Source organism: Nocardia brasiliensis NBRC 14402 (assembly GCF_000308475.2).
Lineage (GTDB): Bacteria > Actinomycetota > Actinomycetes > Mycobacteriales > Mycobacteriaceae > Nocardia > Nocardia brasiliensis.
In genome coordinates, this window is record NZ_BAFT02000037.1 from 43,216 (window position 1) to 67,181 (window position 23,966).

At 67.8% G+C, this 23,966-nt stretch carries 17 protein-coding genes and 1 pseudogene; 5 read left to right on the plus strand and 13 right to left on the minus strand.

Annotation, left to right across the window (positions count from 1 at the left end; genetic code table 11):
- Positions 1-17: 17 nt before the first annotated feature.
- Positions 18-3,167 (plus strand): annotated as a pseudogene (locus tag TY25_RS11175) (type I polyketide synthase); the annotation flags it as partial.
- A 58-nt stretch (positions 3,168-3,225) separates the two neighbouring features.
- On the opposite strand, the gene TY25_RS11180 reads toward TY25_RS11175, so the two are convergent.
- From TY25_RS11180 to TY25_RS11215, 8 genes are all read right to left on the minus strand, one after another.
- Positions 3,226-4,101 carry a MaoC/PaaZ C-terminal domain-containing protein gene (locus TY25_RS11180; protein WP_042255855.1) on the minus strand — a complete coding sequence of 292 codons (876 nt, stop codon included), beginning with the start codon at positions 4,099-4,101 and terminating at the stop codon, positions 3,226-3,228.
- 29 nt (positions 4,102-4,130) lie between these two features.
- Positions 4,131-5,123 carry an enoyl-CoA hydratase/isomerase family protein gene (locus TY25_RS11185; RefSeq protein WP_042255856.1) on the minus strand — a complete coding sequence of 331 codons (993 nt, stop codon included), beginning with the start codon at positions 5,121-5,123 and terminating at the stop codon, positions 4,131-4,133.
- A 25-nt stretch (positions 5,124-5,148) separates the two neighbouring features.
- Positions 5,149-7,491, minus strand: a complete 2,343-nt coding sequence (locus tag TY25_RS11190; protein WP_042255857.1) for an MMPL family transporter — start codon at positions 7,489-7,491, stop codon at positions 5,149-5,151.
- Positions 7,488-7,769, minus strand: a complete 282-nt coding sequence (locus TY25_RS11195; RefSeq protein WP_014986612.1) for an acyl carrier protein — start codon at positions 7,767-7,769, stop codon at positions 7,488-7,490. The genes TY25_RS11190 and TY25_RS11195 overlap by 4 nt, the downstream gene beginning before the upstream one ends.
- Before the next feature lie 37 nt (positions 7,770-7,806).
- Entirely contained in the window at positions 7,807-10,164 is a 2,358-nt protein-coding gene (locus TY25_RS11200; protein ID WP_226887250.1) for a hypothetical protein, read from the minus strand.
- A gap of 77 nt (positions 10,165-10,241) precedes the next feature.
- Positions 10,242-11,090 carry a class I SAM-dependent methyltransferase gene (locus tag TY25_RS11205; RefSeq protein WP_081868809.1) on the minus strand — a complete coding sequence of 283 codons (849 nt, stop codon included), beginning with the start codon at positions 11,088-11,090 and terminating at the stop codon, positions 10,242-10,244.
- Between the two features lie 13 nt (positions 11,091-11,103).
- Positions 11,104-12,249 carry an LLM class flavin-dependent oxidoreductase gene (locus TY25_RS11210; RefSeq protein ID WP_042255902.1) on the minus strand — a complete coding sequence of 382 codons (1,146 nt, stop codon included), beginning with the start codon at positions 12,247-12,249 and terminating at the stop codon, positions 11,104-11,106.
- A 64-nt stretch (positions 12,250-12,313) separates the two neighbouring features.
- Positions 12,314-12,733 carry a hypothetical protein gene (locus TY25_RS11215; RefSeq protein WP_146153920.1) on the minus strand — a complete coding sequence of 140 codons (420 nt, stop codon included), beginning with the start codon at positions 12,731-12,733 and terminating at the stop codon, positions 12,314-12,316.
- A 205-nt stretch (positions 12,734-12,938) separates the two neighbouring features.
- Here TY25_RS11215 and TY25_RS11220 point away from each other — a divergent pair, with 205 nt between their 5' ends.
- From TY25_RS11220 to TY25_RS11230, 3 genes are all read left to right on the plus strand, one after another.
- On the plus strand, positions 12,939-13,481 hold the full coding sequence (locus tag TY25_RS11220) for a gamma carbonic anhydrase family protein (RefSeq protein ID WP_042255860.1): 543 nt from the start codon (positions 12,939-12,941) through the stop codon (positions 13,479-13,481).
- Positions 13,482-13,650: 169 nt separating this feature from the next.
- Positions 13,651-14,853, plus strand: a complete 1,203-nt coding sequence (locus TY25_RS11225) for an MFS transporter (RefSeq protein WP_042255861.1) — start codon at positions 13,651-13,653, stop codon at positions 14,851-14,853.
- Between the two features lie 37 nt (positions 14,854-14,890).
- A complete protein-coding gene (locus tag TY25_RS11230) occupies positions 14,891-15,310 on the plus strand; it encodes a Dabb family protein (protein WP_042255862.1) in 420 nt (139 codons plus the stop codon).
- A gap of 66 nt (positions 15,311-15,376) precedes the next feature.
- Here TY25_RS11230 and TY25_RS11235 read toward each other — a convergent pair whose 3' ends face one another.
- The 3 genes from TY25_RS11235 to TY25_RS11245 are packed head-to-tail and all read right to left on the minus strand — an operon-like array spanning position 15,377 to position 20,503.
- Complete coding sequence (locus tag TY25_RS11235) at positions 15,377-16,798, minus strand: SagB family peptide dehydrogenase (protein WP_042255863.1); 1,422 nt, start codon at positions 16,796-16,798, stop codon at positions 15,377-15,379.
- Positions 16,799-16,809: 11 nt separating this feature from the next.
- Complete coding sequence (locus TY25_RS11240) at positions 16,810-18,696, minus strand: TOMM precursor leader peptide-binding protein (RefSeq protein WP_042255864.1); 1,887 nt, start codon at positions 18,694-18,696, stop codon at positions 16,810-16,812.
- Positions 18,686-20,503 (minus strand): hypothetical protein, encoded by a 1,818-nt coding sequence (locus TY25_RS11245; protein WP_146153921.1) that lies wholly within the window; start codon positions 20,501-20,503, stop codon positions 18,686-18,688. The genes TY25_RS11240 and TY25_RS11245 overlap by 11 nt, the downstream gene beginning before the upstream one ends.
- Before the next feature lie 218 nt (positions 20,504-20,721).
- Between TY25_RS11245 and TY25_RS11250 the strand changes: the two genes are divergently transcribed.
- Positions 20,722-20,919: a hypothetical protein gene (locus TY25_RS11250; protein ID WP_042255866.1), complete on the plus strand. Its 198-nt coding sequence runs from the start codon at positions 20,722-20,724 to the stop codon at positions 20,917-20,919.
- Between the two features lie 42 nt (positions 20,920-20,961).
- Here the strand turns inward: TY25_RS11250 and TY25_RS11255 are convergent, their stop codons facing one another.
- Together TY25_RS11255 and TY25_RS11260 are read right to left on the minus strand one after the other, a co-directional pair.
- Positions 20,962-22,038, minus strand: a complete 1,077-nt coding sequence (locus TY25_RS11255) for a 5-methylcytosine restriction system specificity protein McrC (RefSeq protein ID WP_042255867.1) — start codon at positions 22,036-22,038, stop codon at positions 20,962-20,964.
- A 1-nt stretch (position 22,039) separates the two neighbouring features.
- A complete protein-coding gene (locus tag TY25_RS11260; RefSeq protein ID WP_042255869.1) occupies positions 22,040-23,806 on the minus strand; it encodes an McrB family protein in 1,767 nt (588 codons plus the stop codon).
- Positions 23,807-23,966 lie beyond the last annotated feature (160 nt).

Sequence of the window (23,966 nt, forward strand, 5' to 3'; positions counted from 1 at the left end):
GACAGGGGTTGTCCACCATGGCCGTCGACGGCGATGAGCTGGTGCGTGCACTGCGCACGACGATGAAGGAAAACGTGCGGCTGCGCGCGGAGGCAGAACAGCGCCGCGAGCCGATCGCGGTCGTCGGCATGGCATGCCGGTATCCAGGTGGTGCCAGTTCGCCGGAGCAGTTGTGGGAGCTGGTCGCCGCGGGCCGCGACGCGATCGGGGACTTTCCCGATGATCGCGGCTGGGACCTGGCACGGCTCTATGACCCCGACCCTGATCACAAGGGCACCTCGTATGTCCGTTCCGGCGGATTCATCGCGGGCGCAGCCGATTTCGACCCGCGGTTCTTCGCGTTGAGCCCACGGGAAGCGATCGCGCTGGATCCGCAGCAGCGGTTGCTGCTGGAGGGGACCTGGGAGTTGCTGGAACACGCGGGTCTCGACCCCGCTGCCCTGCGCGGCAGCCGGACCGGTGTGTTCGCCGCGACGATGTATCAGGACTACACCTGGCTCTCCGCCCAGCACGCGGACGCCCTCAACGGACGTTGGGGACTCGGCATGATGGGCAGCGTCCTGTCGGGTCGCGTGGCGTATACCTTCGGCTTCAACGGGCCCGCGCTCACGGTGGATACGGCTTGTTCCTCGTCACTGGTGGCGACGCACTTGGCGATGCAGTCGCTGCGGCGCGGCGAAAGCGATCTCGCGGTCGCGGGCGGTGCGACCGTGATGGCCACCCCGTCGGTGATTCTCGAATTCAGCAGGCAACGCGCACTCGCACCGGACGGCCGGTGTAAATCCTTCGCGGACAACGCCGATGGCACCGGCTGGTCGGAGGGCATGGGTTTGCTGCTGTTGGAACGGCTCGGTGACGCGCAGCGCAACGGCCATCACATTCATGCCGTGCTCCGTGGATCGGCCGTGAACTCCGACGGCGCCAGCAACGGTCTGACCGCGCCGAGCGGTCCCGCCCAGGAGCGCGTGATCCGCGCCGCACTCGCCGATGCCGGCCTGGGTCCGGCCGAGGTCGACGCGGTGGAGGCGCACGGCACCGGCACCACGCTCGGCGATCCGATCGAAGCGAACGCGCTGCTCGCGACCTACGGGCGCGACCACCACGCGGATCGTCCGCTGTGGCTCGGTTCGTTGAAGTCGAACATCGGTCACACCCAGGCGGCGGCGGGGGTGGGCGGACTGCTCAAGATGATCATGGCCCTGCGGCATGACACGCTGCCGCGGACGCTGCACGCGGAAGTGCCGTCCAGCCGGGTGGATTGGGGCGACGGAGCCGTCTCACTGCTGCGCAGTCACCGGCCGTGGCGTCGAGACGTCGCCGGTGCACCGCGCCGCGCCGGGGTCTCCGCGTTCGGCGCCAGTGGTACCAACGCCCACGTCATCGTGGAAGAGCCGCCCGTCACGCCGGCAGTGGAAGACGTTGCCGCGCAGCCGGATCCCACGTCGCCGACGGTGTGGCTGTTGTCGGCGCGGACCGCAGCGGCGCTCACAGCACGAGCAGCGCAGCTCGGCGCCTGGCTCGACGCCCATCCCGCGCACCGGCCCGTCGACCTCGCCCACAGTTTGGCCACCACCCGGGCGCATCTCGAATACCGCGCCGCCATCGTCGGTACCGGCGTGGCCGAATTACGCTCGGCCCTGCGGGTACTCGCGGAACAAGCCGCACCGAAGCGGATGACGTACCGCGATCGCATCGCCCGCGGTACCGGGACGAAGGGAGGCCATCGGGTCGCCTACGTCGTCGGGTCCGACCGTGCCGAGTGGCCTCGCGCTGTGGTGGACCTTCTCAGAGCCGCACCGGTTTTCGCCGAGCGGTTCCGGGCCTGTGCCGATGCACTGCTCCGCAACGGCGGCGCAGACCTGCGCGCGGTGGTGACCGGGGCGACAGGTGCGCCACCGGCCGACCGGGACGACGTCGCACGGCAGGGATTGTTCGCGCTCGCCGTGGCATCCGCGGCGGTCTGGCAGGAGTATCTGCCGGCGTCGGTACCTGTGATAGACGACAACGTCTGTCCCGCGGCCGGCCGATTCCTCTCGGGCACTGTCACGCTGGAACAGGCTGCGCGGGAAGTCGTCTCGAACATGTCGCAGCCGCCGAGCCGACGCCTCGCCGAACTGGTGATGGCCGGTTATCGCACCTTCATCGAACTCGGTCCCCGAGCGGATGGACCAAGCGGCATCGCCGAGCAGGTCGCCGAAACGGACAGTGCGAGAAGGGCAGTCGTGCTGGCGGGCTTGGCGCCGTTCGACCGCGCCGGCACCTACGACATCGCCGGCGCCGTTGCCACGGCCTACGCCTGCGGCGCCACTGTCGACTGGTCCCGCCTGGTCCCGCCCGGTCGCCGGATCGACTTGCCCACCTATCCTTTTCAACGCAGCCGATTCTGGCTGGAACCGGTTGCCGAAACCCCGCCGCCGCCCCCGCAGGCCCCCGCCGCGAGCGGTCATACGCTCACGGCGCTCCTGCGCCGGGCCGATGCGGCGGGCGATCTCCTCGGCGGAGTCGAGATGCTCGTCGCGGCCTCGCGCTATCGGCACAGTTTCGATTCGGCGACGCGCGGCGCGCATCCGGGATCGGCCATGCTGCTGTCCGAGGGAGCCAGCCCCGTCGTGGTCTGTATCCCGTCCTTTCTGGCGGGCTCGGGCCCGCACCAATTCATCCGGCTGACCACCGAGTTCACGACTCGGCCGCGTGCTTTCGCATTGCGGCTACCGGGCTTCGGCAGTGCCACCGCGCAGCCGGACTCCTGGCAGGCGGCACTCGACTCCCTCGCCGACACCATCGCGACGGCGTGTGGCGACCTGCCGTTCGTACTGGTCGGCCATTCGATCGGTGGGGTTCTCGCGCACGCGTTGACCGACCACCTCGACCGCGCGGGCCGTCCGCCGTCCGGCCTCGTGCTGGTTGACACCTTCGACCCCGCTCCCGGGCACCGGCAGGAGACTTTCCGCTGGGCGATGCGGCACATCATGAGCCTCGACCCGGCCGGTGTCGTAGTCGGTGACGACAATCTCCTGGCGATGGCGAACTACTTGCGGTTGTTCGACGAATGGCACCCTGCGCAGATCACTGTTCCGGCCTTGGCGTTGGCGGCGACCGGCACCACTGCTGCCGCGCCGCATTGGCAGATCGGCGCGACACAGGTGCAGGTGGCCGCCGATCACTTCTCCATCCTGGACGCGCACGCCGCTGCGGCCGCGCGCGCCATCGAGCCGTGGTTGCGGGCTATCGCGGGGTGAGGGAGGCGGTGAGATGCGCGAATCCCTTGTCCGCGTGCCGCAGTGACAGGTGCCAACCGGACCCGTCGTTCGTGCGTTCGACGGCCAGCCGGGCCTCGCCCGGAACGAGCATCGGCTTGCCGAAGGTGACGTCATAGGCGCAGGCGGCGGGGAACTCGCCCGGTACCGAGCCGAGAACGGCTGCCGCCTGCCACATTCCGTGCGCGATCGGCCCGGGGAAACCGAGGAGGCGGGCGCCGATCCCCGAGACATGGATCGGGTTGTAGTCCCCGGAGGCGGCGGCGTAGTGGTTGACAGTCCGCTGATCGACGCGCAACGGGGCGCCGGACAGCACCTGCGAGTCGTCGCTCCGACCGTCCGGGCGGGGACCGGCGGGACGCTTCTGCTGTTTCAACAGCGTCGCTGTCTGTTTCCACACCGGTTCCCCGGCGGTGGACACCTCGCTGATCAGATCGAAGACCTTGCCCCGCCGATGGTCGCGCAGATCCGCCGCGTGCACGGTGACGTCCAGCAGTTCGTCGTTACGCAGCGGCCGTCGTTGCTCGATGACGTTGCGCAGGTGGACGAGTCCGGGCAGCGCGAACGGGAAATCGCGGGCCACCATCAGGCGCATCGCCACCGGATTGGCCAGGACGGACGGATAGGTGAGCGGCAGTGCGCCGGTGTCGGGGAGGCCGCAGGCTGCGCGATACGCGTCGAGTTCGGCTGGGCGCACGGGTGCGCCGGCCATTGTCAGTTTCGTGTTCGGCAGTGCCTGCGGCCGCGCATTGAGCACCGGGATCGGCAGTGCGCCGACGAAGGCCCGCAGATACAACTCGGCGATCCGAGGTCTGCTCGACAGCTGCTCGGTGGATGAACTCATGGGGCTACCCGTTCGTCGTAGTGAGCTGGTCAGGACGGCGTGGGCAACGGAGCGGCTCCGTGATCGGGTTCGGGTACCGCGTATTTGCGACCCACCCGGGTACCGTCGCGCCAGCTCTGCGGCCGGGCCAGGAACGGTGTGTCGCCGAGCGTGGCGACGTCGTCCACGAGCGCGGTCAGGCGACGGTGCGCGGTAACGGACGAGGCCGCGCCGAGGAATTCGGCGGCCTCGGTGCGCAGGCCCTGCGAAAGCGGCTGGCTTGCACCGAAGTAGACGCTGTGTTTGATGGCGCGCACGGCGGTCCTGGGCCGGGTCGCCAGCCGAGCCGCCGTGGCGCAGGTGTATTCGAGCAGTTCGGCCGGCGGTACCACGGCCTCGACGAGGCCGGCCTGCAGTGCCTGCTGCACGGTCAGGGTGGCGCCGTCGAGCAGCAGGTCCAGTGTGCGCGCCGTGCCGAGCATGCGAGCGAGCCGTTGACTCGCGCCACCGCCGGTGGACAGCCCGGCCAGGATCTCGATATTGCCCAGGACGATGCGTGCGTCGTCGGCGGCGCAACGCAGATCGCAGGCGAGTGCGAGCTCGAAGCCGCCGCCCAGCGCCGGACCATTGATCGCCGAAAGGTACACCGCACCAGAATGATTCATCCGCAGCACGGTCTGCCGCCAGCGGTGTGCCCAGACCGCGCCGACACCCGCGGCGCCACCGAAACGTTCGGCCGCGGTGGCGACGCCGGGCAACCGCAGGACGAGATCCAGCGCGCGCACACCGATCTGCAGCAGGGGCGCGGGCAGCCGCGGCGCCATCGCGGAAGTGTCGCGCAGTGCGGTCGGTTCGGCGTGGCCGAGGAACCGGCCGTCCACACCGCCGGTCAACACGACGGCTCCGACCGAGGGATCAGCCTCCACGGCCTGCGTCAGCAGGTCGAGATCGCGGATGAGGGCGGCGGTGACGAAGTTCGACGGCGGATCGGCGTAGCGGGCGATGACCACTCGCCCGGTCTGGCTCAGTTCTAACGTCTCCATCGGAAATCACTCCCTTGCAACGGAATCAGGTCTTGTCGCCGGGCCACCAGTTCCAGCGGCCCATGAGGCTCATCGCCGCGGGCACGATCATGCTGCGGATGACGGTGACATCCAGGGCGACCGCGATGGCCAGCCCGATGCCGATCTGTTCGATCGGCAGGAACCCGCCGAAGCCGAACGCGCCGAACACCGCGATCATCAGCACCGCCGCACCGGTGATCAGCGGCGCGGTGCGGGCGATGCCGACGGCGACCGCTTCGTGGTTGTCCCGGGTCTGCAGGTACCGCTCCCGGACCCGGTTGAGCAGGAACACCTCGTAGTCGGTGCTCAGCCCGACCATCAACGCGAGCACCAGGATGGGGGCGAACGAGAGCAGATAGCCGGGCTGATCCAGCCCGGGTACCTGTGGCAGCCAGCCTTTCTGGAAGATCGCGACGAGCACGCCGAAGGTCGCGCCCACCGCGAGCCCGTTCATGAGAATCGCTTTGAGCGGCAGGAAGATCGAGCGGAACGAGATCAACAGCACGACGTAGAGCGCGATGAGCATCAGGACGATGACCCAGGGCAGCTTTCGCTCGATCTCGTGGTTGGGGTCCACCGCTCGTGCGGTGTTGCCGCCGACATCGGCGTGCATCGTGTCCGGCAGGGCTTCGGTGCGGGCGCGCACCCGGTCCAGCAGGGTGATCGTGGCGTCGTCCGCGAAGGGGCGGGTCGAGATCACTTCGACGACGGATTTGTGTCGATCGCCGGAAACGTAGTACCGCAGGCCCTGTTGCGCGTCGGCCGGGAGCCGCTCGAATGTGGTGGGATCGAGTGCCTGCCACCGCAACTCGGGTGAAAGCTGTTGCGTGACAGTCAGTGCGGAGTTCACCGCGGCGACATCGGGAAGCGCCGACAGGTCGGTGATCAACGTGCTCAGCTCGCTGCCGACCGCCGGGTCGGTGACCGCGGCGTCCGTGCGGACCACGACCTGGATGGGGGCGGCCACGCCGGGGCCGTATTGTGTTGCGACGCGGTCGAATCCGCGCCCGATCGCCGATGACGACGGCAGGATCTCCGGGCCGGGCAGCGACAGTTTCATGTCCGCCGCCGGTATCGCGAGCAGGACCAGCACCGCGATACCCGCGCCCAGGAAGGCGAACCGGTGTCGCATCACCGTCGCCGCCAGGCGATACCACCGATGCGACGCCAATCGAGTGTCGTCGGCGGACTCGTCGGTGCGGAATCGGGCCGGGATCGGGATCTTTCCCGCGTTGATCCGCGGGCCGAGTACCTGTAGCAGCACCGGCAGCAAGAGCAGCGACGTCAGGGTGGTCACCGCGACGACGACCACGGCGCCGACGGCCAGCGAGACGATCGTGTTCATCCGGACGATGAACAACGGCAGCGCCGCCACGATGATGGTCAGGCCCGAGGTGGCGACGGTACGGCCGCCCGTGCGCAAGGTTCGGAGCACCGACGCGTGCACATCGTTGCCCGCGGCGAGTTCCTCCTTGAACCGTTTGATCATGACGAGCGAATAGTCCACGCCGACACCCAAACCGAGCATCAGGACGATGTTCTCGACGAAGATCGACAGCTCGGTGCGGGCCGCGAGGACGCCGATGATGCCGAGCGTCACCGCGATCCCGGTGATCGTGACCGCCATCGCCGCGACCATCGCCAGCACGCTGCGGAACAACAGCAGCAGCACGATGACGATCAACGGGAACGCCAGCAGCTCGCTGCGGATCAGGCCCTCGGCGGCGAGTTTGTTCGCCTCGCCCTGCATGCCCTGCACGCTGAGGATGGCGACATCGAGGCCCTGCCCCTCGAATCGTGCACCGAGATCCTCCTGCACCACCGGGACCTTCTTGGTGGCTTCGTCGTTGCCCAGGCCGATCCCGATCGCGGTGGTGACGGTGCGGCGGTCCGCACCGACGAATTTTCCTCTGTTCAACGGCGACAGCGTGTTCCAGCCGAAGCTGCCGCTCACCTGGAGCCGCGCGTCGGCGACGGTGGTCTCGAACACCTCGCGCGCTCGCTGTTCGAAAGCGGGGCTGTCGACGGTCTGTTGCTTGTCATGGATCACCAGCAGCACGTCGGTCGCGCCGCGGCCCGCCAAGCCCGCGGCGAGCTCGTCGCGGACCGCGACGGTGCCCGACCCGGGCACGTCCCAGCCCTGGCTGTTCAGCGACTCGGCCAGCGTGGCGCCGCCGAGCGCGCCGAGCATGAGCAGCACGATCCAGACCACGGTGAGCAATCGGACCCGTCCGGCCGTGAAGCGGGCGACCAGATCCGGCCAGCCCGAACGGATTCCGTCATCGGAGCCGGCCGGGTCCCGGCCGGCGTCGTCACGGTCGGCCGCCGGGGACGCCTGCCGGGTCAACGAATGGCCTCGGCCGCATCCGCCTGCGCCCGCCGCGCGGCCAGATCGTCGACGAGGTCGACCACCTGACCCACCGTGCGGATGTCGACCAGGAGTTCTCGATCGACCCGGTGTCCGAGGTGGCGTTCCAAGTCCACGAGCAGGTCGACGAAATCCATCGAATCCATGCCGAGGTCTTCGCGCAGATTGGTCGCCGGATCCGACATCTCCTCGACCGGCAGAGCCATCGTCTCGCTGATCAACGCGATGACGCGTTCCTCGATCTCGACCCTGTTCATAACGTCCCCTCCTGGTCCACTCGGCGTTGGTATCTCGTCAAGATGGCAATGCAGTCCCCGCTGCCGCCAGCGCGGCGGGCGCGAGTTCGTCCCGCTGCCATCCCAACACAGAAAACCTGCTCAAACCATCACCTTCGTTGTTGTGGCCGAGAAAGATCGAATAAAGGTTGATCGTGTTGCTCTGGTCGAGCTGATCGGCGAAAGGCACATCATCGAAGGCGATTACGCGCCGATGGCGGATGGTGAGCGGTCCGACCCGGCGGTCCCAATCTTCCGGAGTGAAGGTAAGTACCCCGGTCTGTCCGCTCACCGCGCCGGGCCGCAGACCCTCGCGATAGGTGCGGATGACCGAGTGGCTGCCGTTGACGAACCGGAAGATGTTCAGGCTCTTCGGCATCGGTGCACGGTCCACGGCGATCTGATGGACCAGCGCGGGCAGGATGTCCGGAGTCATCGCGGCCGAGCCGTCACCGGTGAAGCACAGCACGTGCTCGTCGCGCCGGGTGACGACGCCCGGCAGTGCCATCAGGCCGTCGCCCATCAGCCCGCGTCCGTACCAACCGGAGAAGCCCCGATTGGTCCTGGGCAGGTTGTTCACCGCGGTGAGGCCGACCCGGCCGATATCGTAGACGCCGACGTAGCGGTAATCACGCTGCTGGATCAGCTCTTCCAGCACCGACCCGAGACGGCGGAAGAAGTAGTTCGTCGTCATCGGCCGTAGCGGCAGCAAGCCGACCACGTCACCATACGAGTCGGTGCTCGCGGCGATGGCGGCGCGCCGATACGCCAGCACCTCGGGGTCGACGTCGAGTCGATCCAGCAGGGCGCGCAAGACCTTCTCGATGTTTCCGGTCACCGTCAGGCCCGCGAAGGGAGCCTGGTCGACGGCGTGTCCGACGATCTGGATCGGGGCCAGCCTGCGCAGCGACGAGTCGGCGAACGGGGTGTCGATCTGCGGTATGGCGCTGTTCAGGAAGATCACCTGCTGTTCGTCGGCAGGCCGCAATTCACCCCTGTCGTAAAGATATTGGTGCACCCGCGCGGAGTAGCCGTACATGCTGAGGGTGCCGAGGTACTCCGGGACCACGGTTCCGTCGCGATAGCGGGTCACTGTGCCCGGCTGTGCGACCGAGTCGGCCAGGGCGATGCCCGCGCGGTGCGACAGTTCGTACATGAGCTGCTGCGCGTTGCCGGACAAGGGGCCGACCTGGCACAGCAACCGGACTCGCGCCGAGTTGAGCAGCTCGGACAGCCGGGCGAGTTCGGGCAGGTCGGTCGCCGCGGGGCGATCGGGAGCCACGGGTTCGACAGGAGCTGCCATTTCCGGATTCGCCTGTAGTACTTCGCGTGTCGCGAGGATCATCACCGGCCCGCGGTCGGCGTCGTAGGCGGCGAAAGCTTGTTGCAGGCCCTCGCCGATATGCTCGGTCCGTTCGATGTAGACCACCGGAAACCCGCGCGCCTGCAGGGACGGCCGCGCATCGCCGGTGCGGTGGATGGTGCCCTGGAAGGGATGCCACTGGTTCGGCCGCGAATCGCAGCAGACGATGAATCCCTTACTGCGCGTGGCGACGTGGTTGGCCAGCGTGCCGCGGAACTCGTCGTGCATCCCGCTGGTCGTCACGATGACGAACGGTGCGCCGTCCAGGGTCCAGCGGGCCAGCGCGGAACACCCGTGACTGTGCTCGCTCGGCGCTCGGACGATCGGGTTGCCGTTCGCCGTGGCATGAGCTTCCATGTCATCGATGAAGGTGGCGACGCCGGATCCCGTGTAGTAGTGCAGACCCCAGTCCTGACCGGCCCGCCGATTGAGAAATGCGGAAAGTTCCCGCGCCACCGCGCTTCCGGAGAAGTCGGGGCGCAGCCGCTGGTGCAGATGTACCTGTAGCGAGTCGACGAAGGCACAGGCGATATCGGCCGCGACGACCCAATCGTGCTCGGGCTGCCACCGCGGCGTGAAATGTTCCTCGGCGTAAAAGGTATCGAGGTCCGGGGCGGTGTACACGTGCACGGTGTGCGGGCCGGGATCGAATTCGACGGTGCCGGGCAGTGAGATCGCGACCTTGGCCAGCATCCTGTTCACGGTGTCGGGCTCGGCGGCCCGATACCGGCAGTCGTCGTGGTCGATGACGAGCAAGGTGAGCACGGCGGCGTGGCCCGCCGCCGCGGCGGCGAGCGCATCCGGTAGCGCCTCGAGCGAGTCCGCGAGCACGAGCGAGAGCGGGTCATCGGGTGCGACCGCGTCCAGAAAACGGCGGGCCCTGGTCAGCACCTGGTCGTATTCCGGTTGCGCGGGGGCCCGAGCGGGCGTCGTGGCGATATCCACGTCGCGCGGTCCGGCCAGGTCTGCGAGTACGCGGGCGGCCGAGGGGCCGAGGGTAGCGCTTCGGGACACGACGGCGAGCATGCGTCTGGTGCGGCTGACAGACATGAGTTGGCTTCCTCCACAGCTGGAACAGTGAGATTCGAGGATCAGTCCGGACGTCGTCCGAGCAGGGCGACCGCGGAGGTGGGCAACCAGCCCGGCCGTCGGGGATCGGGCTGCGGGAGGCGGGCGAACGGCCGCAACAGCGGCGGTAGCCGATGCCACCGATCCGCGGCGACGAGGTGCGACGAGCACTCCTCGACGGTCCAGCCGAGCGGCTCGAAGTAGCCGATGCCCGCGGCCGGGCCGAATTTGACGACAAGGTTGTTCATCTTGCCGCGCAGGGCGGGTTTGGACAGCGCGACGAACGCCGGCGAGATGATATCCGTTATCCACCAGGATATTTCGGGACGCGTCAGGTCCGCGGACAGCGATCGGACCTCGGCTTCGGCGAGATAGAGCAGCAGTCCCTCGGTGATCACCACGGTTTTGCCCGCGTGCTCGACGGCGCTGTCCAAGAAGTCGCGGCGCGCCTGCGGGTCGGCCAGGTCGACGCGGTGTCTGCTGATCCGGCAGCGCGGTGTGCGCAGCGCGAGCCGCTGTTGTTTCTCGTCGATCATCGCGGGCAGGTCGGCCTCGTGCCATTCCAGATCGGGCGGTAGATCGAGCCGGTAGGGCCGCGTGTCGAGCCCGGCCGCCAGATTGACGACGCGATCACAGCCGCGCGCAACGCAGGTCGCGATCATGTCATCGATCAGTTTCGTGCGGGCCACGAAGAACCACGCGCCGAGCAGCGTGCGTTTGGCGGCCGCGGCGATCGCCGCACCGCGCCGGCCCGCGAGTTCCGCGGCGAGAAAATCGTCGAAAAGCGCGTCGGGCCGGGCGGATTCGGCTGCGCGATAGGTGGCGACCCAGCGCGCGGTATCGGAAATATCGGAGATCAGTGATTCGGCCACGTGGGTTATCCGTTCAGAGTCGGCGCAGCCGCCGCATGATCTGGACCAGCAGCGCGTTCGCCGCCATGCCCTTGCTCAGACTGTGCTGGAAATAGCTGACGTTCAACAGAACGGCGTAGCGGACACCGTGATCGCGCCATTCGGCGATCTGTTCGACGATCTCGCTCGGAGTGCCGACCATGTTCAGGTCGCGTACCAGCGAGCTCGGTGCCTTCTCGGCGTAGGACAGCATGGTCGCTTCGTCGAGCTTCTGCGGCAGCAGATCCTGCGCACCCGAGAAGGTCGATCCCAGTGGATGCGCCACGCCGTGCCGGGCCCACATCTTGGCCGACGCATTGATGGTGAGCGTCCGTGCGACGACGCTCTCGCACAGTTCGTCCACCGCGTCACGAGTCGGTGCGGTGAGGATGGTGAAGGTCACCGCGGGCAGGATGGCCATCGGATCGCGCCCGGCGTCCGAGGCCGCGGTCCGGATCTGGTCCAGGCCCGCCGAATAGTCTTCCGGTTGGATGGACAGTCCCGGCAACCAGGCGTCGGCGTACCGGCCCGCGATGCGGAGCATGCGCGGTCCGTGCGCGGCGATCCACACCTCCGGCCGGGTGCCGCGATAGGGCGGCACGTCGAAAACCGCGTTGTGCAAAGGGAAATAGGGCGATTCGCGGCTGACCGGCGCACCGTCGGAATCCCACAGCAGGCGGATCGTGGCCATCGCCTCCTCGAATCGGCCCACGGGTGTCCGCCAGTCGACGCCGAACGGCTCATTGTTCAAGCGCTCGCCCGGGCCGATACCGAGGATCGAACGCCCGCCGGTCAGCAGATGCAATGTCGCGGCAGCCTGCGCGGTCACCGCCGGATTGCGGCGACCGGTGTCGGTCACGCCGATACCGAGCCGCTTGCGGGCCAGGCCGTTCTTCGCGGCGAGATAGCCGAGCGCGAGCCACGGGTCGTAGCAGGCGTGGATACGTGGCACCAGATGTGCGGCGCCGACGTATTTCGGTGTCCACACCGATTGTGGCTGCAACGAGATCAGGTGATCGGGAACCCACAGCGAATCCGCGCCGCCTGCCGCCGCCAGCATCTGGCTGCTGCGCAGCAGCATGTCGGGCGTGAATCGGGGATGCAGGCCGGCGTCGAGTAATCCGGTCCGAAAACGTTTCATCGTGAGATCCATGAGTGACCTTTTCGTTGGCTGCGGTTCGGGTATCTGGGCACGGCGTGGTCGTTCATTGCGGAAGCTCGGCATCCGTGCGGTCGCGTGAGCGGAGGTGCGCGGATATTCCGATCGCGGTGGCGATCAGTCCGCCCGCGACGCCCGCGATGAGCGACAGCCAGTAGGGCAGTGCGATTTCGCCGAGATACCACGGTTGGCTGAAAGGCCCCCAGTAGAAAGGAATATGGATCACGATCAGGCTCAACGCCACCGAAGAACCGAAATGCGCGAGCAGGACGGCGGCCCACGGGTGTCGGCGCACGATGAGTGCCAGCACGACGAAGCCGACCACATCGGCGAATATGCCACAGATACGCACGGCAATCGGTGTCTGATGCCAGAGGTAGATATGTGCGACGGAATGCAGGGCGAAACCCGTCATATAGGCCGACCAGCCGATGAGTAAAAGCCGGCGGTCAGGTGGATTCGACACGAGAAACCCCCTCCTGCACAATGCGACGAGCTATAGGCCTTTGCCGGATGCGGCGATATTCTTTCGACTTCGATTCCCGCCGTGATATTTGCACGGTAGGCGGTCTCGATCGCGGGTGTCAACGGGGCCGGAAGCCGTTTCCGCCCGGTGTCGGGGACGCCCGTACGCATGGTGTCCGTGCCGCGGTGGCACCTATTGTCTCCGCATGAATCTCTTTGAGTTCGAAGGCAAATGTCCGGTCGTCCATCCCACGGCATTCATTGCGCCGACCGCGACGCTCATCGGCGATGTCCGGATAGCGGCGGGTGCGTCCGTATGGTACGGGGCGGTGCTGCGCGGAGATATCTCACCGATAATCGTTCGCGAAGACGCCAATATTCAAGACAATTCGGTTCTGCACGGTGTGCCCGACATGCTCACCGAGATCGGCCCCGGCGCGACCGTGGCGCACGGCTGTCTGGTGCACGGCGCGATACTCGGTGCGGAATGCATTCTCGGCAATATGAGTTCGGTCCTGGACGGCGCGAAAATCGGAGCCGGTTCGCTGATCGCGGCGCACTCCCTGGTGCCCGCGGGATTCGACGTCCCGCCCGGGGTGCTCGCCTCGGGTGCGCCGATGCGGGTCCGGCGGCCGATCGAGGGTACCGATTTCGAGGCGTGGATCAAGATCAATCCCGGCTACTACGCGGACCTCGCGCGGCGCCACCGTAAAGGTGTTGTCGCCGTGCCGGGCACCGCGGTCGACTGAGGAGATTCCTCAGGCGACCCCGATCAGCCGCGGGGCGGATCAGCCGCGCTACCTACGCCGCCACCTAGGCGGATCTAGGTGAAAATCACCGACGCGAGGGGTGGGGCGGGGGTGGAAAAGTCGATGTCAGCAAGGGAGCACGACCTGCGGGACATCGAGGAGGAACACCATGAGCGCGGCAATCGACGAGGGGGTGCAGAGGGAAGCTGCCGCACCGGGGCGCACCGCCCGGGCCACGATACTGGCCGCCGCGATGCTGACGGTGATGGCGCCGGCCGTCATCGCGCCGAGCCTGCCCGCCATGCGCGAGGTCTTCGCGGGAGTGGCCGGGGCGGACGTGCTGGTGCGGCTGGTGCTGACCATCACGTCACTGGCCATCGGCATCACGGCACCGCTGGCGGGGATGACCGCCGACCGCATCGGACGTAAACCCCTGCTGGTCGGCAGTCTGGCACTGTTCGCCGTGGCGGGCGCGGCCGGATTCTTCGTCGACACCCTCGGCGTGCTGCTGGTGACCCGAGCTCTGGTCGGCGTCGCGGTCGGCGGCATCATGACGGCCGTCAGCGCCACCATCACCGACTGGTTCGACGGCCCGAAGCGAGCGTCTTTCCTAGGGCTGCAACAGGCTTTCGCCAGCATCGGCGGCGTGGTGTTCCTGCCGCTGGCCGGCCTGCTCGCCGCCTCGAACTGGAAGGCGCCGTTCTGGATCTATGCCGCCTCGATCGCCATCCTGCCGTTCGCACTGTTCGCCTTGCGAGAGCAGCGGCGCGACAAAGCTACCGGGCCGGTCGGCGTGGTCGAGGCGGGTCTGCCGCAGCCGGGCATCTTCCGGCCGATCGCCGGGCTGTATTTGCTCGCCTTCCTGGTGACGCTCGCCTTCTACATGGCGCCCACCCAGTTGCCGTTCCTGCTGGCGGAATTGGGCACGGGGCCGGCCGTGGTCGGTGCGGTGATCGCCGCGACCACTCTGAGCAGTGTCGCCGGCGCACTGGCCTTCTCGCCGCTGCGAGTGCGGTGGACGCCCAGCGCCGTCACCGCCGCCAGTGTCGCCCTGCTCGGTACGGGTTGGGTGCTGGTCGGTACCGCGCATTCGGTGGCGCAGGTGGTGGCGGGCCTGCTGGTGGGCGGCTTCGGTGTCGGTCTCGCGGTGCCCAATCTGAATCTGCGCCTGAGCGACCTCGCCCCCGCCGCCACCCGCGGCCGCATCCTCAGCGGCTTGGTCACCGGAATCTTCCTGGGCCAGTTCGTCTCCCCACTGATCCTCCAGCCGCTCATCCGAGCCACCAGCATCGGCGGCGCGTTCCTCTGGACCGGCTTCGCCATGCTCGCGGGTGCCGCCCTGGCGCTGCCTCTGGTCCGTAAAGCCAAGTAAGACAACCGATTTCCCACCACAGAGAAAGCTGAAAGAAATGATCTACCACGGTAACCGCTTCACCCTCCGCGCCGACGCCACCCCCGAGGCCGTCGAGGAAGCCCTCGAGAGCCTGCGCAACCAGGGCCGGGTCATCCCCTCGGTGAAGTCCTTCGTCGTCGGCCCCGACTTCGGTGGCGAATACCAGTGGGGCGCGGTGTTCGTCATCGAGGATCTGGAAGGCTACTGGGAGTACCTGATCCACCCCGCCCACCGCAACACCGACCGCGTCGGGCTGCCGCTGGTCGACAAGTTCGCCTCGTTCGACATCACCGACGACGCGGATCCGGAGATGGGGAAGAAGATCGCCGAACTGCACCAGCGGCGCTACGACAGCGACCCGGAGCTGACCAAGCTGGTCTCCGATCTCGGCGAATACAGCGGTAGCGCGGCACCCGGCGCGCACGGCGAGAAGTAGTACCCGGCCCGAAGCCCCTGGCGGACATATTGTCCGCCAGGGGCTTTCGCGTTGTTCTCCGGTGCTTCACCTACCCGGGTGGATTCGTTGCTCCAGTGTCGAAACCGCGCGCGGGACGCCGATCAGCAGTGCGGCGAGCGCGCTTCGGGTGCCCGCGAGATCGGCCGAGAAATCGGGCGTTTCGCCGGAGTAGATACGCGCGGCCAGATCGAGTGCGGCAGCGGCGAGTGCCCCGCGCTGCAGGACCACGCCGGCATCGGCTTGCACCGTTCGATACCAGCGTGCTCCGGTGCCCGCGTGCAGGTCACCGACCGGCAGCAGGACCGCGGCGGCCTCGCCCACGATCGGGTGGCACCGGACCGAATCGGCTATGCCGGAGGTGATTTCGACGAGGGCATGGTGCGCCGGATGGTAGCGGTACATGCGCGGTGCGATCCCGTCGACGCGGGCGACAAGGCAGTACAGCGCGGCACCGCGGCCGAATCCGGCCCAGCCGTCGGCGACCGCGCCGATCAGTCCGGCCAGTCGGATCACTTCGATGGCCCGCGGACGGAACCCGTCGGCAGGGGAGGACCGGCCCGCTATGCCCGCCTCGACAGCTACTCGTACCCGGGGCAGCGGAAGTTCGTGCCCGGCCTCCACCGGATATGGCGTCGAATCCTCGGGCAGCACACCTGAATCGGTATGCAAGGCGGCCATGGCGGGAAGTTTCTCGGTGATCGCGGGAGTTCGTTCCGCGGCGACCGCCGGGGTTGCGGCGATCAGCTCGCGGTATGTCGGGGCGTTCGCAGCCGCGGCGTCCTGGCCTACGAACATCATCGCCAGGGCGGCTTCCGCACGCGGCTCGAGATCGAGCAGTTCGTGCACCTGATCGTCGGCGAAATGCAGGCGCGTGTCCGCGCTGGTGCCGAGGCGCGCGGCCACCGCTGCCGCTTGGGCGGCGAGCACGCCGATTTCCTGTGTCTGTAAACGGTATCCGAACTCGCCGTATTTGAATCCGTTGCGCCAGAACCGTGCGGTGAGCACGAGCACTGCGGCGGGAAGGGGGCCCGGGGCGTCGGAAACCAGTGCGGCCAAGGCTGCTCGGTGATCGCCCGGCCGCAACAGTTCGAGGCAGTGATGTGCCGGATCATAGTGGTAGAGGCCGGGTTCGGGTGATTGCACGGCGACGTAGGCTTCGAGCGGATACAGTGCGCCGCCTGACGGCGCGGACCTGCCGTGCTGGACCTTGAACGCGCCGGGGGTGGGTACGCCGTCGTGATCGAGTACGGGGGTCCACATCAAGCGCGTGATACCGCACATGTCGAGCAGCAGGGCGCCGATCAGCGAGGTAGCGGCCGCTTCATCGCCCCACGGCAGTTCGATGCGGGCGGCGTCGGGATAGCGTTTGTACCGTGCAGGGGCGGCGTTCCAGTCGATCGGCCCGCGGGCGGGGCCGCGGCTGCGGTCCAGGAACGTGGTCAGCGCGGCACCGGTGTCGGCGTCCATGAACTGCTCCCTCACGGGAAGGGGTGCGGATACGGATTGCTCTCGTCCGCGCCGAGGTCGTGCTCGGTGTAGCCGAGAATCCTTGGCGCCGTGCGAATGCGCGGCAGGCCGTGGTCGCGCCGGTTCCGGTGCCCGAACGTCATCGGCACCGTGCCGGGCACGAGCACCTTGGCGCAGGCGAACCCGCCCGCCCGGTGCTCTCCCGAGGTCTGATCGACGATCAGGACATCGAGATCACACGCGCGATACCGCTCGGCCAGGTGCACGAGATCCTGGGTGAGGTCAGCGAATTCGGGCCACGCGGCGGGCGGTATCGGCTGCCGCGGTCCGTCGAGAGGGAGGAAACCCAGGCGCGGGAAGGCGTCTGGGTGGCCGTAGAGGGTGCTGTGATCGTCCATGTCACCGACGCGGTCGCTGTCGGCCACCATCCGCCGTGCCGATTCCGGGTCGTATCGAGCGATGAAACCCTCCAGCATGGTGAGCATTTCCTGTATTCCGCTCAGCAACGCGTGCTCCGGGAACACATGCGCGGCCGCGCCGCAGAGGACCGCCGGCCTGTTCTCGCCAGGCTTCTGGTCGACCGCCATCAGCCAGTACGCGGGAACGCGCGTCTCGGTCGTGCAGTCGAATGCCGCCACCTCATAGCCGAATTCGTGCGCGACGAGATCGGCGAGCAACGGAATCCGCCGATCTGTCGCGGAATCCAGATCCACGCGCGGTACCGGCAGCCGGGCATACCAGGTGAGCAGAAACGCGTCCCGTTCGGTGACCTCCAGCAGCCCGTGCAGCGCCGCCTCGGCGAGCGAACTCCCGGCGGCGCAACCGTTGGATGTCTCGTAGGCGAAACGGCGGTCGTGCACGCCGTAGTACGCCAGGCACTCCGGCACCAGCACGGCTTCGGCACGTGCGAACGAATAGGCCCACACCCAAGGGATTTCCAGGTCCGGGTGGTAGCGATGGAACCAGAACCCGGGGGCGTCGTAGCGCGCGTCGGAGTACAGGCCGAAGGCGCGGGGATCGATGGCGCGATCCGCGACTTCGGTGTACGCGGCGCGGACCGTGGTGCGCCGACCGCGTGGACGTTGTCCGCCGAGCCGTTCGAGCGCCTCGGCCACCGCGGCGGCCTTGGTCGCGTCGACACCGAAGCCGCGACCGTACCCGTGGCTGCTCGCGGGGGACTGTTCGGATTCGATGGCGGCCCTGGACATGGGAGACGTCGCCGTGGTCCAGGTAGTGAGCTCGCGGATCATCCCGGTGTCCGCGTCGACGTAGATCCGCTGCAGTTCGGGCAGCGCGGCCGTGAGGTCGCGGGTGCGCAGGCCGCGCCGTCCGGTGTTCGGCGCGAACAGGTTTCGTGCGATCCCCGGGTCGTCGCCGGGGAGGTTCGAGCAGTCCGGGCACAGCGGATCGGCCATGATGCGGTGGGTTGTCGTGACCGCGGTTTCCAGATCCAGGCTCCACTGAACGGAATTCGGCACACCTGCCAGTAGCTTTTCCAGTTCGGCGATCGCCAGCGCCGCCGCGGCTGCTGCGGTGGTCTCCAGGAGCAGGGGTGAGGGTCGTCGGAGCAGGTCCGCGCCGAATCGTTCGGACAGTGCCGCGCGTTGCGGCGCGTCGACGCGATTGTGCTCGCGCCGCCTGTCGGCGCAGGTCGGGCACCCTGGCCGGCCGGGGAGACCACCGGGTCCGACGAGGACGTGAGTGTGGTTCAGCCGCACCGGAAACCACGGCACCGCTTGCCCTTCCGCGGCGGTCGCCGCCGAGGCGGCATCGGCGACGACCAGTGCGTCGTACGGTGTGTCGTCGGTGGCGCGGACTCGATGGCCGGTGGCGGTGATCGCGTCGCGCACCGCCGTGGCCAGTAGCCCCGCGCCGAGCACAGCGATGTCATGCGGCATCGAGCACCACCCGGACGCAGTGCACAAGTGCGAGTTCGTCGGCTAGTTCCACGGCGACAGCAGTGAATCCGGACTCGTGCAGGGCCTTGGCGAGGAGATCGGGGTTCTCGGACGTCCCCGCCGCGGCGGCGCAGGTGTCCGGATGTCCTTGCCAGGCCAGGAGAGCGCGCTCCAGTCCGTCGCGGAGGGCGTCGGGTGCGGTGGTCGCGCAACTCACGACTTCGTGACCGTGCGCCGTGCGCACCGCGTAGGCCGGGACGCCCAGGATGTCGCTCAGGTCCAGTACCGACGTCTCGCCGCCGACTACGCCGAGCTGGTGCAGGAGCCGAATACCGTTGTCATCGAGCGGTATTCGGGCGTCCGCCAGTGGAGACCGCGCGGTCCATTCCGCTCGGCGCTGCGCCAGCAGTGCCTCGCACTGCTGGCGCAGGCCCCACTCGATGGCGTCCGAGCGGGTGAGTCCGGCCGCGACGCCGGTGGCCCGCGGATTCGCCCTGTCATGCGCCGATAACACCGGCGGGGCGATCAGCTCGCCCCGCACGAGATCCACGGCCGAGATCGCAGGTGCGGTGAGCCAGGCGTGCACGGCCAGTGCGCGCAGCACCGTACGGGTGCGGGCCGTGTGCTGATCGGGACCCCATCCGGTCACCGCAGGAAGTGGAGCCGGAGACGGGATCACCGCGGCCGGATCGGAGACCACCGCCCGGCAGAGCGAGAGCGGGAACTGCGGCAAGTCGCCTTCGCCGAAGGCGGAGAGCACACCCGTGTGCTCGTCGACGAGCATTGCGGCCTTGGTGAGCAATTCGTCAGGAGATGAGGCGATCTGGTTACCGAGTGGCGCGGGCGAGCGTGAATCATGTTCGGCGACAGCACTGATCGGTGTGACGCGGTGCACTGTCATGTCCAGGGTGCGCAGATCCATGCGGGTCACGCGCGGTCCGCCGGGCGTAGGCGCGGGCAGCGCGGCCAACCCGGTGCGGTGGCGGAAGACGCCCAGCACCAGGTGCGCCGCCAGTATCGCGGGCACCGGCCCGGTCAGCCAGCGGTTCGGGCCCGGCGCGGTCGCGCCTTTACGGTTGGCCCGCAGGCGTTTCCAGCACGAGGTGTCGGCGGGAGCGCTGGTCTCGGTGATCCAGGCTTCCTCGCTGCCGAGCAGCAACTGCGCGAGCGCCACATGATCCGGGCAGCGCTGCGCGAACGACGTCAATTCCGCCGTGGTGTCGGCGATTTGCAGGACGACATCGGTATCCCGCAATTCTGGATCCGGGGTCAGGGAGACGCGCTGGTGCTCGTCTCGTCGCGCGGCATCGACGGCGCGCATCAACTCGGCCTCCGGCCCGGCCGTGGCAACACGCACATTCGCCCAGCCCGATCGCACCCCGGCCGCGACGACCGCGGTGACGACGCGCTCGGTGCCCGCCGCGCCGAGCACGGTCACCCGCGCCTCCCGGTGACGTTGGAAGCGGTGTTCCGGTGCATCGATCGCGCAGGCGAGAAAGGCGATCTCCCGCGCGTAGATACGCAGGTCCGCGTCGGAAAGCTGGTGCGGTAGAGCGTCCTGCGCGTCGGTCACGAATCCGTGCTCGTGCAGCGCCGTCACCATGCCCTCGACCGTCGAGCGCTGTTCGGCGGGTAGCGCGGCGGTCAGCTCGTCCAGTTCGAACGCGCCGTTCAGATACGGGTCGAGACGGCTGAGCCAGTCGAAGGCCCGGGCGCCGCGCAACGTGCGTGCGCCGCGATCGCCGAACAGGTACACCCCGTCGGGACAGGCCACATAGCGCACGGCCGGGTGCAAGCGTGGACGCATACCGGACTCCTTTCGCCTCCTCGAGCACGATCACACGTGTGCCGGTCACACCGACAGAGCACGAATTCCCGAACGGGCGGGAAATCTTCCCGGCCGCACTCGACCGGTGACCCGGGAATTCTTCCCGGCCCTGCCGGGAGTGCTGCCCTGTCGGAAGGGAAAGCGCGGCAGGCATATTCGAAGTTCCTGCACAAATCCATCCAGGAGAGGACCGGCACATGCCCATCACCTCGGCGAATCTCGCCCTCGAATTACTGAATCTCGAACCGGAAAATCTGACCATGGCCGACGAGCGCTCGACCCCGGCCGGCCTGATCCCGCCCTGCGACTGCTCCGCCTGTTGCACCTGCGGCTACTGCGTGTGCAGCACCTGCGGCCGCGACACGAGCAATCCCCTCGACGGGCTCGAAGCGTAACGGTCTGCCGGAACGGATCCCCCGGTAGTGATTACCGGGGGATCATTCCTGGGACAGCACACTGTCGAGCGTCTGCCGGATGCGTGCGAGGGGTTGGGCGAGGTCCAAGGATATGAAGCGGATTCGGTGGCCCTGGATGGTCACCGACTCGGCGATAGGTGTTCGTCCCGCAGTGGTGACGAAAAGCAATACACCCTCGGTGTCCGGTTGGGACTGGGACATCACGTACGCGTAGAGCTGATAGAGGTACTCGCTTTTGATGCGGGTCTTTCCGTAGTGCTCGGTCAACCCGTCGGTGAATTTTGTCTCGATAATGATGCGGCGTCGGGTATTTCGGTGCGTCAACACGGTGTCGGTATGCATTCGTGGGAGCAACGCGGCACCCGAAGCGTTGGCATCCCGATCCCAGCGGAGTATCGGTGCGGAGACGGTCCAGTCGGCCGGATTCAAGTGCCGGCAGTAGTAATTGCGGATCGCTTTCTCGAATAACGCACGTAGGCGACCATGCGCCCCGGTGTCGATTTCCGGCAGGTGGATGTGGCCGGGCTCGTGCACCGGCAGAGCCATGTCCTCGACCAGTCTGGCCAAGGACAGCAGATGCTGGTCGGCCCGATCATGGGCACCGACCCGGTCGCGGGACAGCTCCGCGCGGGTGGGCGTCCGGGTGCCCACCCCGAGCCGGGACAGGGCGAACGCGGCAGCGGTGCAGCGGTGCGCGAGTTCTTCGCTCTGCACGAGCGCCGCCGACTTGCGCAGGACCGCAGCGATATACCGGTTGCGCGGGGTGTCGACGATCAACTCGGTGAAGCGGCAGGCGACCGTGCCTCGGTCGAGCAGGCGCCGCCCTTGGGTGCGCAGGTGGTCGATGCGTCCGCGCACCCGGGTGAGATCGGCTGCGCGATCCCGGTATTGGGGAGTGAGCTGCCTGCGCAGCCGCGCTTCGACATCGCCGACGAACAGGTCGACGATGATGTCGGAGAGGTGGTCGTCGCGGTCGCCGCCGAACATCGCCTCGCGTCGGCCGGTCGACAGCTGATCGAGCAGACCCGATTCGTAGATGAGCAGAAACCAGAGGCTGCGCACCGGAATGCGCGTCTTCTTCTCGCCGACGACGAGCACGTCAGGCCTTCAACCGGGCGACCGCGTCGTCCGCGGTCGTCGGTTCGTCGAACCAGTATTCGCGCAACAGCGGCTCGATCTCGCTCTCTATAACGCCGAGAAACCAACGCCATCCATCGGATTGGGCCTCGTTCGGGGTGAAGAAGCTGTGGCCGATCTGGAACGAGGGGCCCAGCATCCGGTGCTCGGCGATGGTGGTGTTCAACGCGGCCACCCGGTCGTGGATACGGGCGACGAGGTCGCCGGACATCGGCAGCTTCGACCGCAGCTCCGCCGCCCACGCCTCGGTGAAGGCGGGCGCGAGTGTTTCGAAGGCGAACCGGCGGCGCAGCGCGAAATCGACCAGCGCCAAGGACCGGTCCGCGATGTTCATCGTGCCGATCAGATACAGGTTGTCGGGCAGGTGGTAGCGCTCGCCGGGGACGGGTGAATACGAAAGCTCGAGTGCGTCGTGCTCGCTCCGTTTGGTCGCCTCGATGAGGGTCAGCATCTCGCCGAAGGCCTGCGCGGGATTGCCGCGGTTGATCTCCTCGATCACCAGCACGTGCGGGATATCGGGTTGCCGCCGTGCCCGTTCCGCGTGGGCGATCAACGGGCCGTCTACGAGATCCAGCCGTCCCGAGCCGTCCTCGGTGGTCACCGGCCGCCAGCCCCGCACGAAGTCCTCGTAGGACGTATTCGGATGGAACTGCACCGAGCGAATCGCCTCGGGCGACTGCGATCCGATCAGCGCGTAGGCCAATCGCCTTGCGAGCCAGGTCTTTCCGGTGCCCGGCGCACCTTGCAGCACGAGGTTCTTCTTGCTCGACCATCGTGCCAGCATCTGCCGCAGCGCCTCGGCGGAATGGAAACAGCCGTCCGCGATGATCTCGGCCACGGTGTACGGCGTGGTTTCTACCGCGTCGGCGTCGTTTTCGGCGACGACCTCCGCCGCGACCACGGAGCCGCCGGTGTTGTCGGACTGCCACATTTCCCGCCACGGGGACAGGTAGTAATCCACCGGCGCACCGGTCGCCGCGCGCACCGCGTCGTCGATGGCCCGCAGGTCTCGATCGAGATCGTCGGTGGCGCCGGACGGCAGATAGGCCTGGGCCAGGCCGTCGCGCAACGCGGTCCGGTGTGCGCCGGACACGATCGGCAGGAAGTACTCGGGGTGGAAGAGATACAGCAGTGCTTGTCGTTGCGCGGGTTCGCGCGGGCCGGGCGCGCCGCGAACGATGGCGCGGCAGGCGAACGGATCGGCTCGGGCGGCCTGTCGCTGTGCGGGGTCGTGGCTCTTGAAGTACTCGGCGAACTCCACCAGGTACGCCAGTTGTGCCCAGCGTCTGCTGTTGAATGCGCGGCCACCGTTGAAGACCCCGTCCTGGAAGGCCGCGAGCACTTCGCCGGGTATGCCCACCGCCTCTTCGAGCGGCTCCAGTATCCGCTCGACGGCCCGAATCTTGGTCGTCGGCAACAGGTTCACCAGCGGTAGCACGTTCAGGGTGTAGATCTCGGCGAAGAGTTGCCGTGCGGGCGGGGCGACCTCGGCGAGCTGGTGCTCCAGTTTGGCGACGAAGGAGGCCCCGGAGGCATCCGGCGCGTCCACGTACGCACGGTGCAACTCGGCCAGGTGTTCCGGTGTCCAGATCGCGCGGCCCGGCGTGAACAGCGAATCGTCGTCCACCAGGCACCGCCGCATGATCGTCCGTGCCACCGCCTCGACCCGCGCCGACCCCGACCGTCCCAGTGAGAGCTGCTCCTCGGCCACCCGTCGATTCTGACCCATCCGGTCACCTCGGCAGGGCGAATCTCTGGCGACCGGGGATCGCCGAGCGAAGCCTGAGAGCAATATGTGACCACGGTCACAATTTGGTGACGGCGGGAAAGATTCCGTTGGAAACCTTTTCATATGCTTTGCGAAGTCTTTACTATTGTCCCGACCTTCG

Excerpts from the sequence above, each read along its gene's own strand:
- TY25_RS11225 (WP_042255861.1), top strand. The coding sequence starts at position 13,651 with ATGAGCGCGGCAATCGACGAGGGGGTGCAGAGGGAAGCTGCCGCACCG.
- TY25_RS11240 (WP_042255864.1), bottom strand. The coding sequence starts at position 18,696 with ATGCCGCATGACATCGCTGTGCTCGGCGCGGGGCTACTGGCCACGGCG.
- TY25_RS11210 (WP_042255902.1), bottom strand. The coding sequence starts at position 12,249 with ATGAAACGTTTTCGGACCGGATTACTCGACGCCGGCCTGCATCCCCGA.
- TY25_RS11235 (WP_042255863.1), bottom strand. The coding sequence starts at position 16,798 with ATGGACGCCGACACCGGTGCCGCGCTGACCACGTTCCTGGACCGCAGC.
- TY25_RS11230 (WP_042255862.1), top strand. The coding sequence starts at position 14,891 with ATGATCTACCACGGTAACCGCTTCACCCTCCGCGCCGACGCCACCCCC.
- TY25_RS11220 (WP_042255860.1), top strand. The coding sequence starts at position 12,939 with ATGAATCTCTTTGAGTTCGAAGGCAAATGTCCGGTCGTCCATCCCACG.
- TY25_RS11195 (WP_014986612.1), bottom strand. The coding sequence starts at position 7,769 with ATGAACAGGGTCGAGATCGAGGAACGCGTCATCGCGTTGATCAGCGAG.
- TY25_RS11250 (WP_042255866.1), top strand. The coding sequence starts at position 20,722 with ATGCCCATCACCTCGGCGAATCTCGCCCTCGAATTACTGAATCTCGAA.
- TY25_RS11185 (WP_042255856.1), bottom strand. The coding sequence starts at position 5,123 with ATGGAGACGTTAGAACTGAGCCAGACCGGGCGAGTGGTCATCGCCCGC.
- TY25_RS11180 (WP_042255855.1), bottom strand. The coding sequence starts at position 4,101 with ATGAGTTCATCCACCGAGCAGCTGTCGAGCAGACCTCGGATCGCCGAG.
- TY25_RS11245 (WP_146153921.1), bottom strand. The coding sequence starts at position 20,503 with ATGCGTCCACGCTTGCACCCGGCCGTGCGCTATGTGGCCTGTCCCGAC.
- TY25_RS11260 (WP_042255869.1), bottom strand. The coding sequence starts at position 23,806 with ATGGGTCAGAATCGACGGGTGGCCGAGGAGCAGCTCTCACTGGGACGG.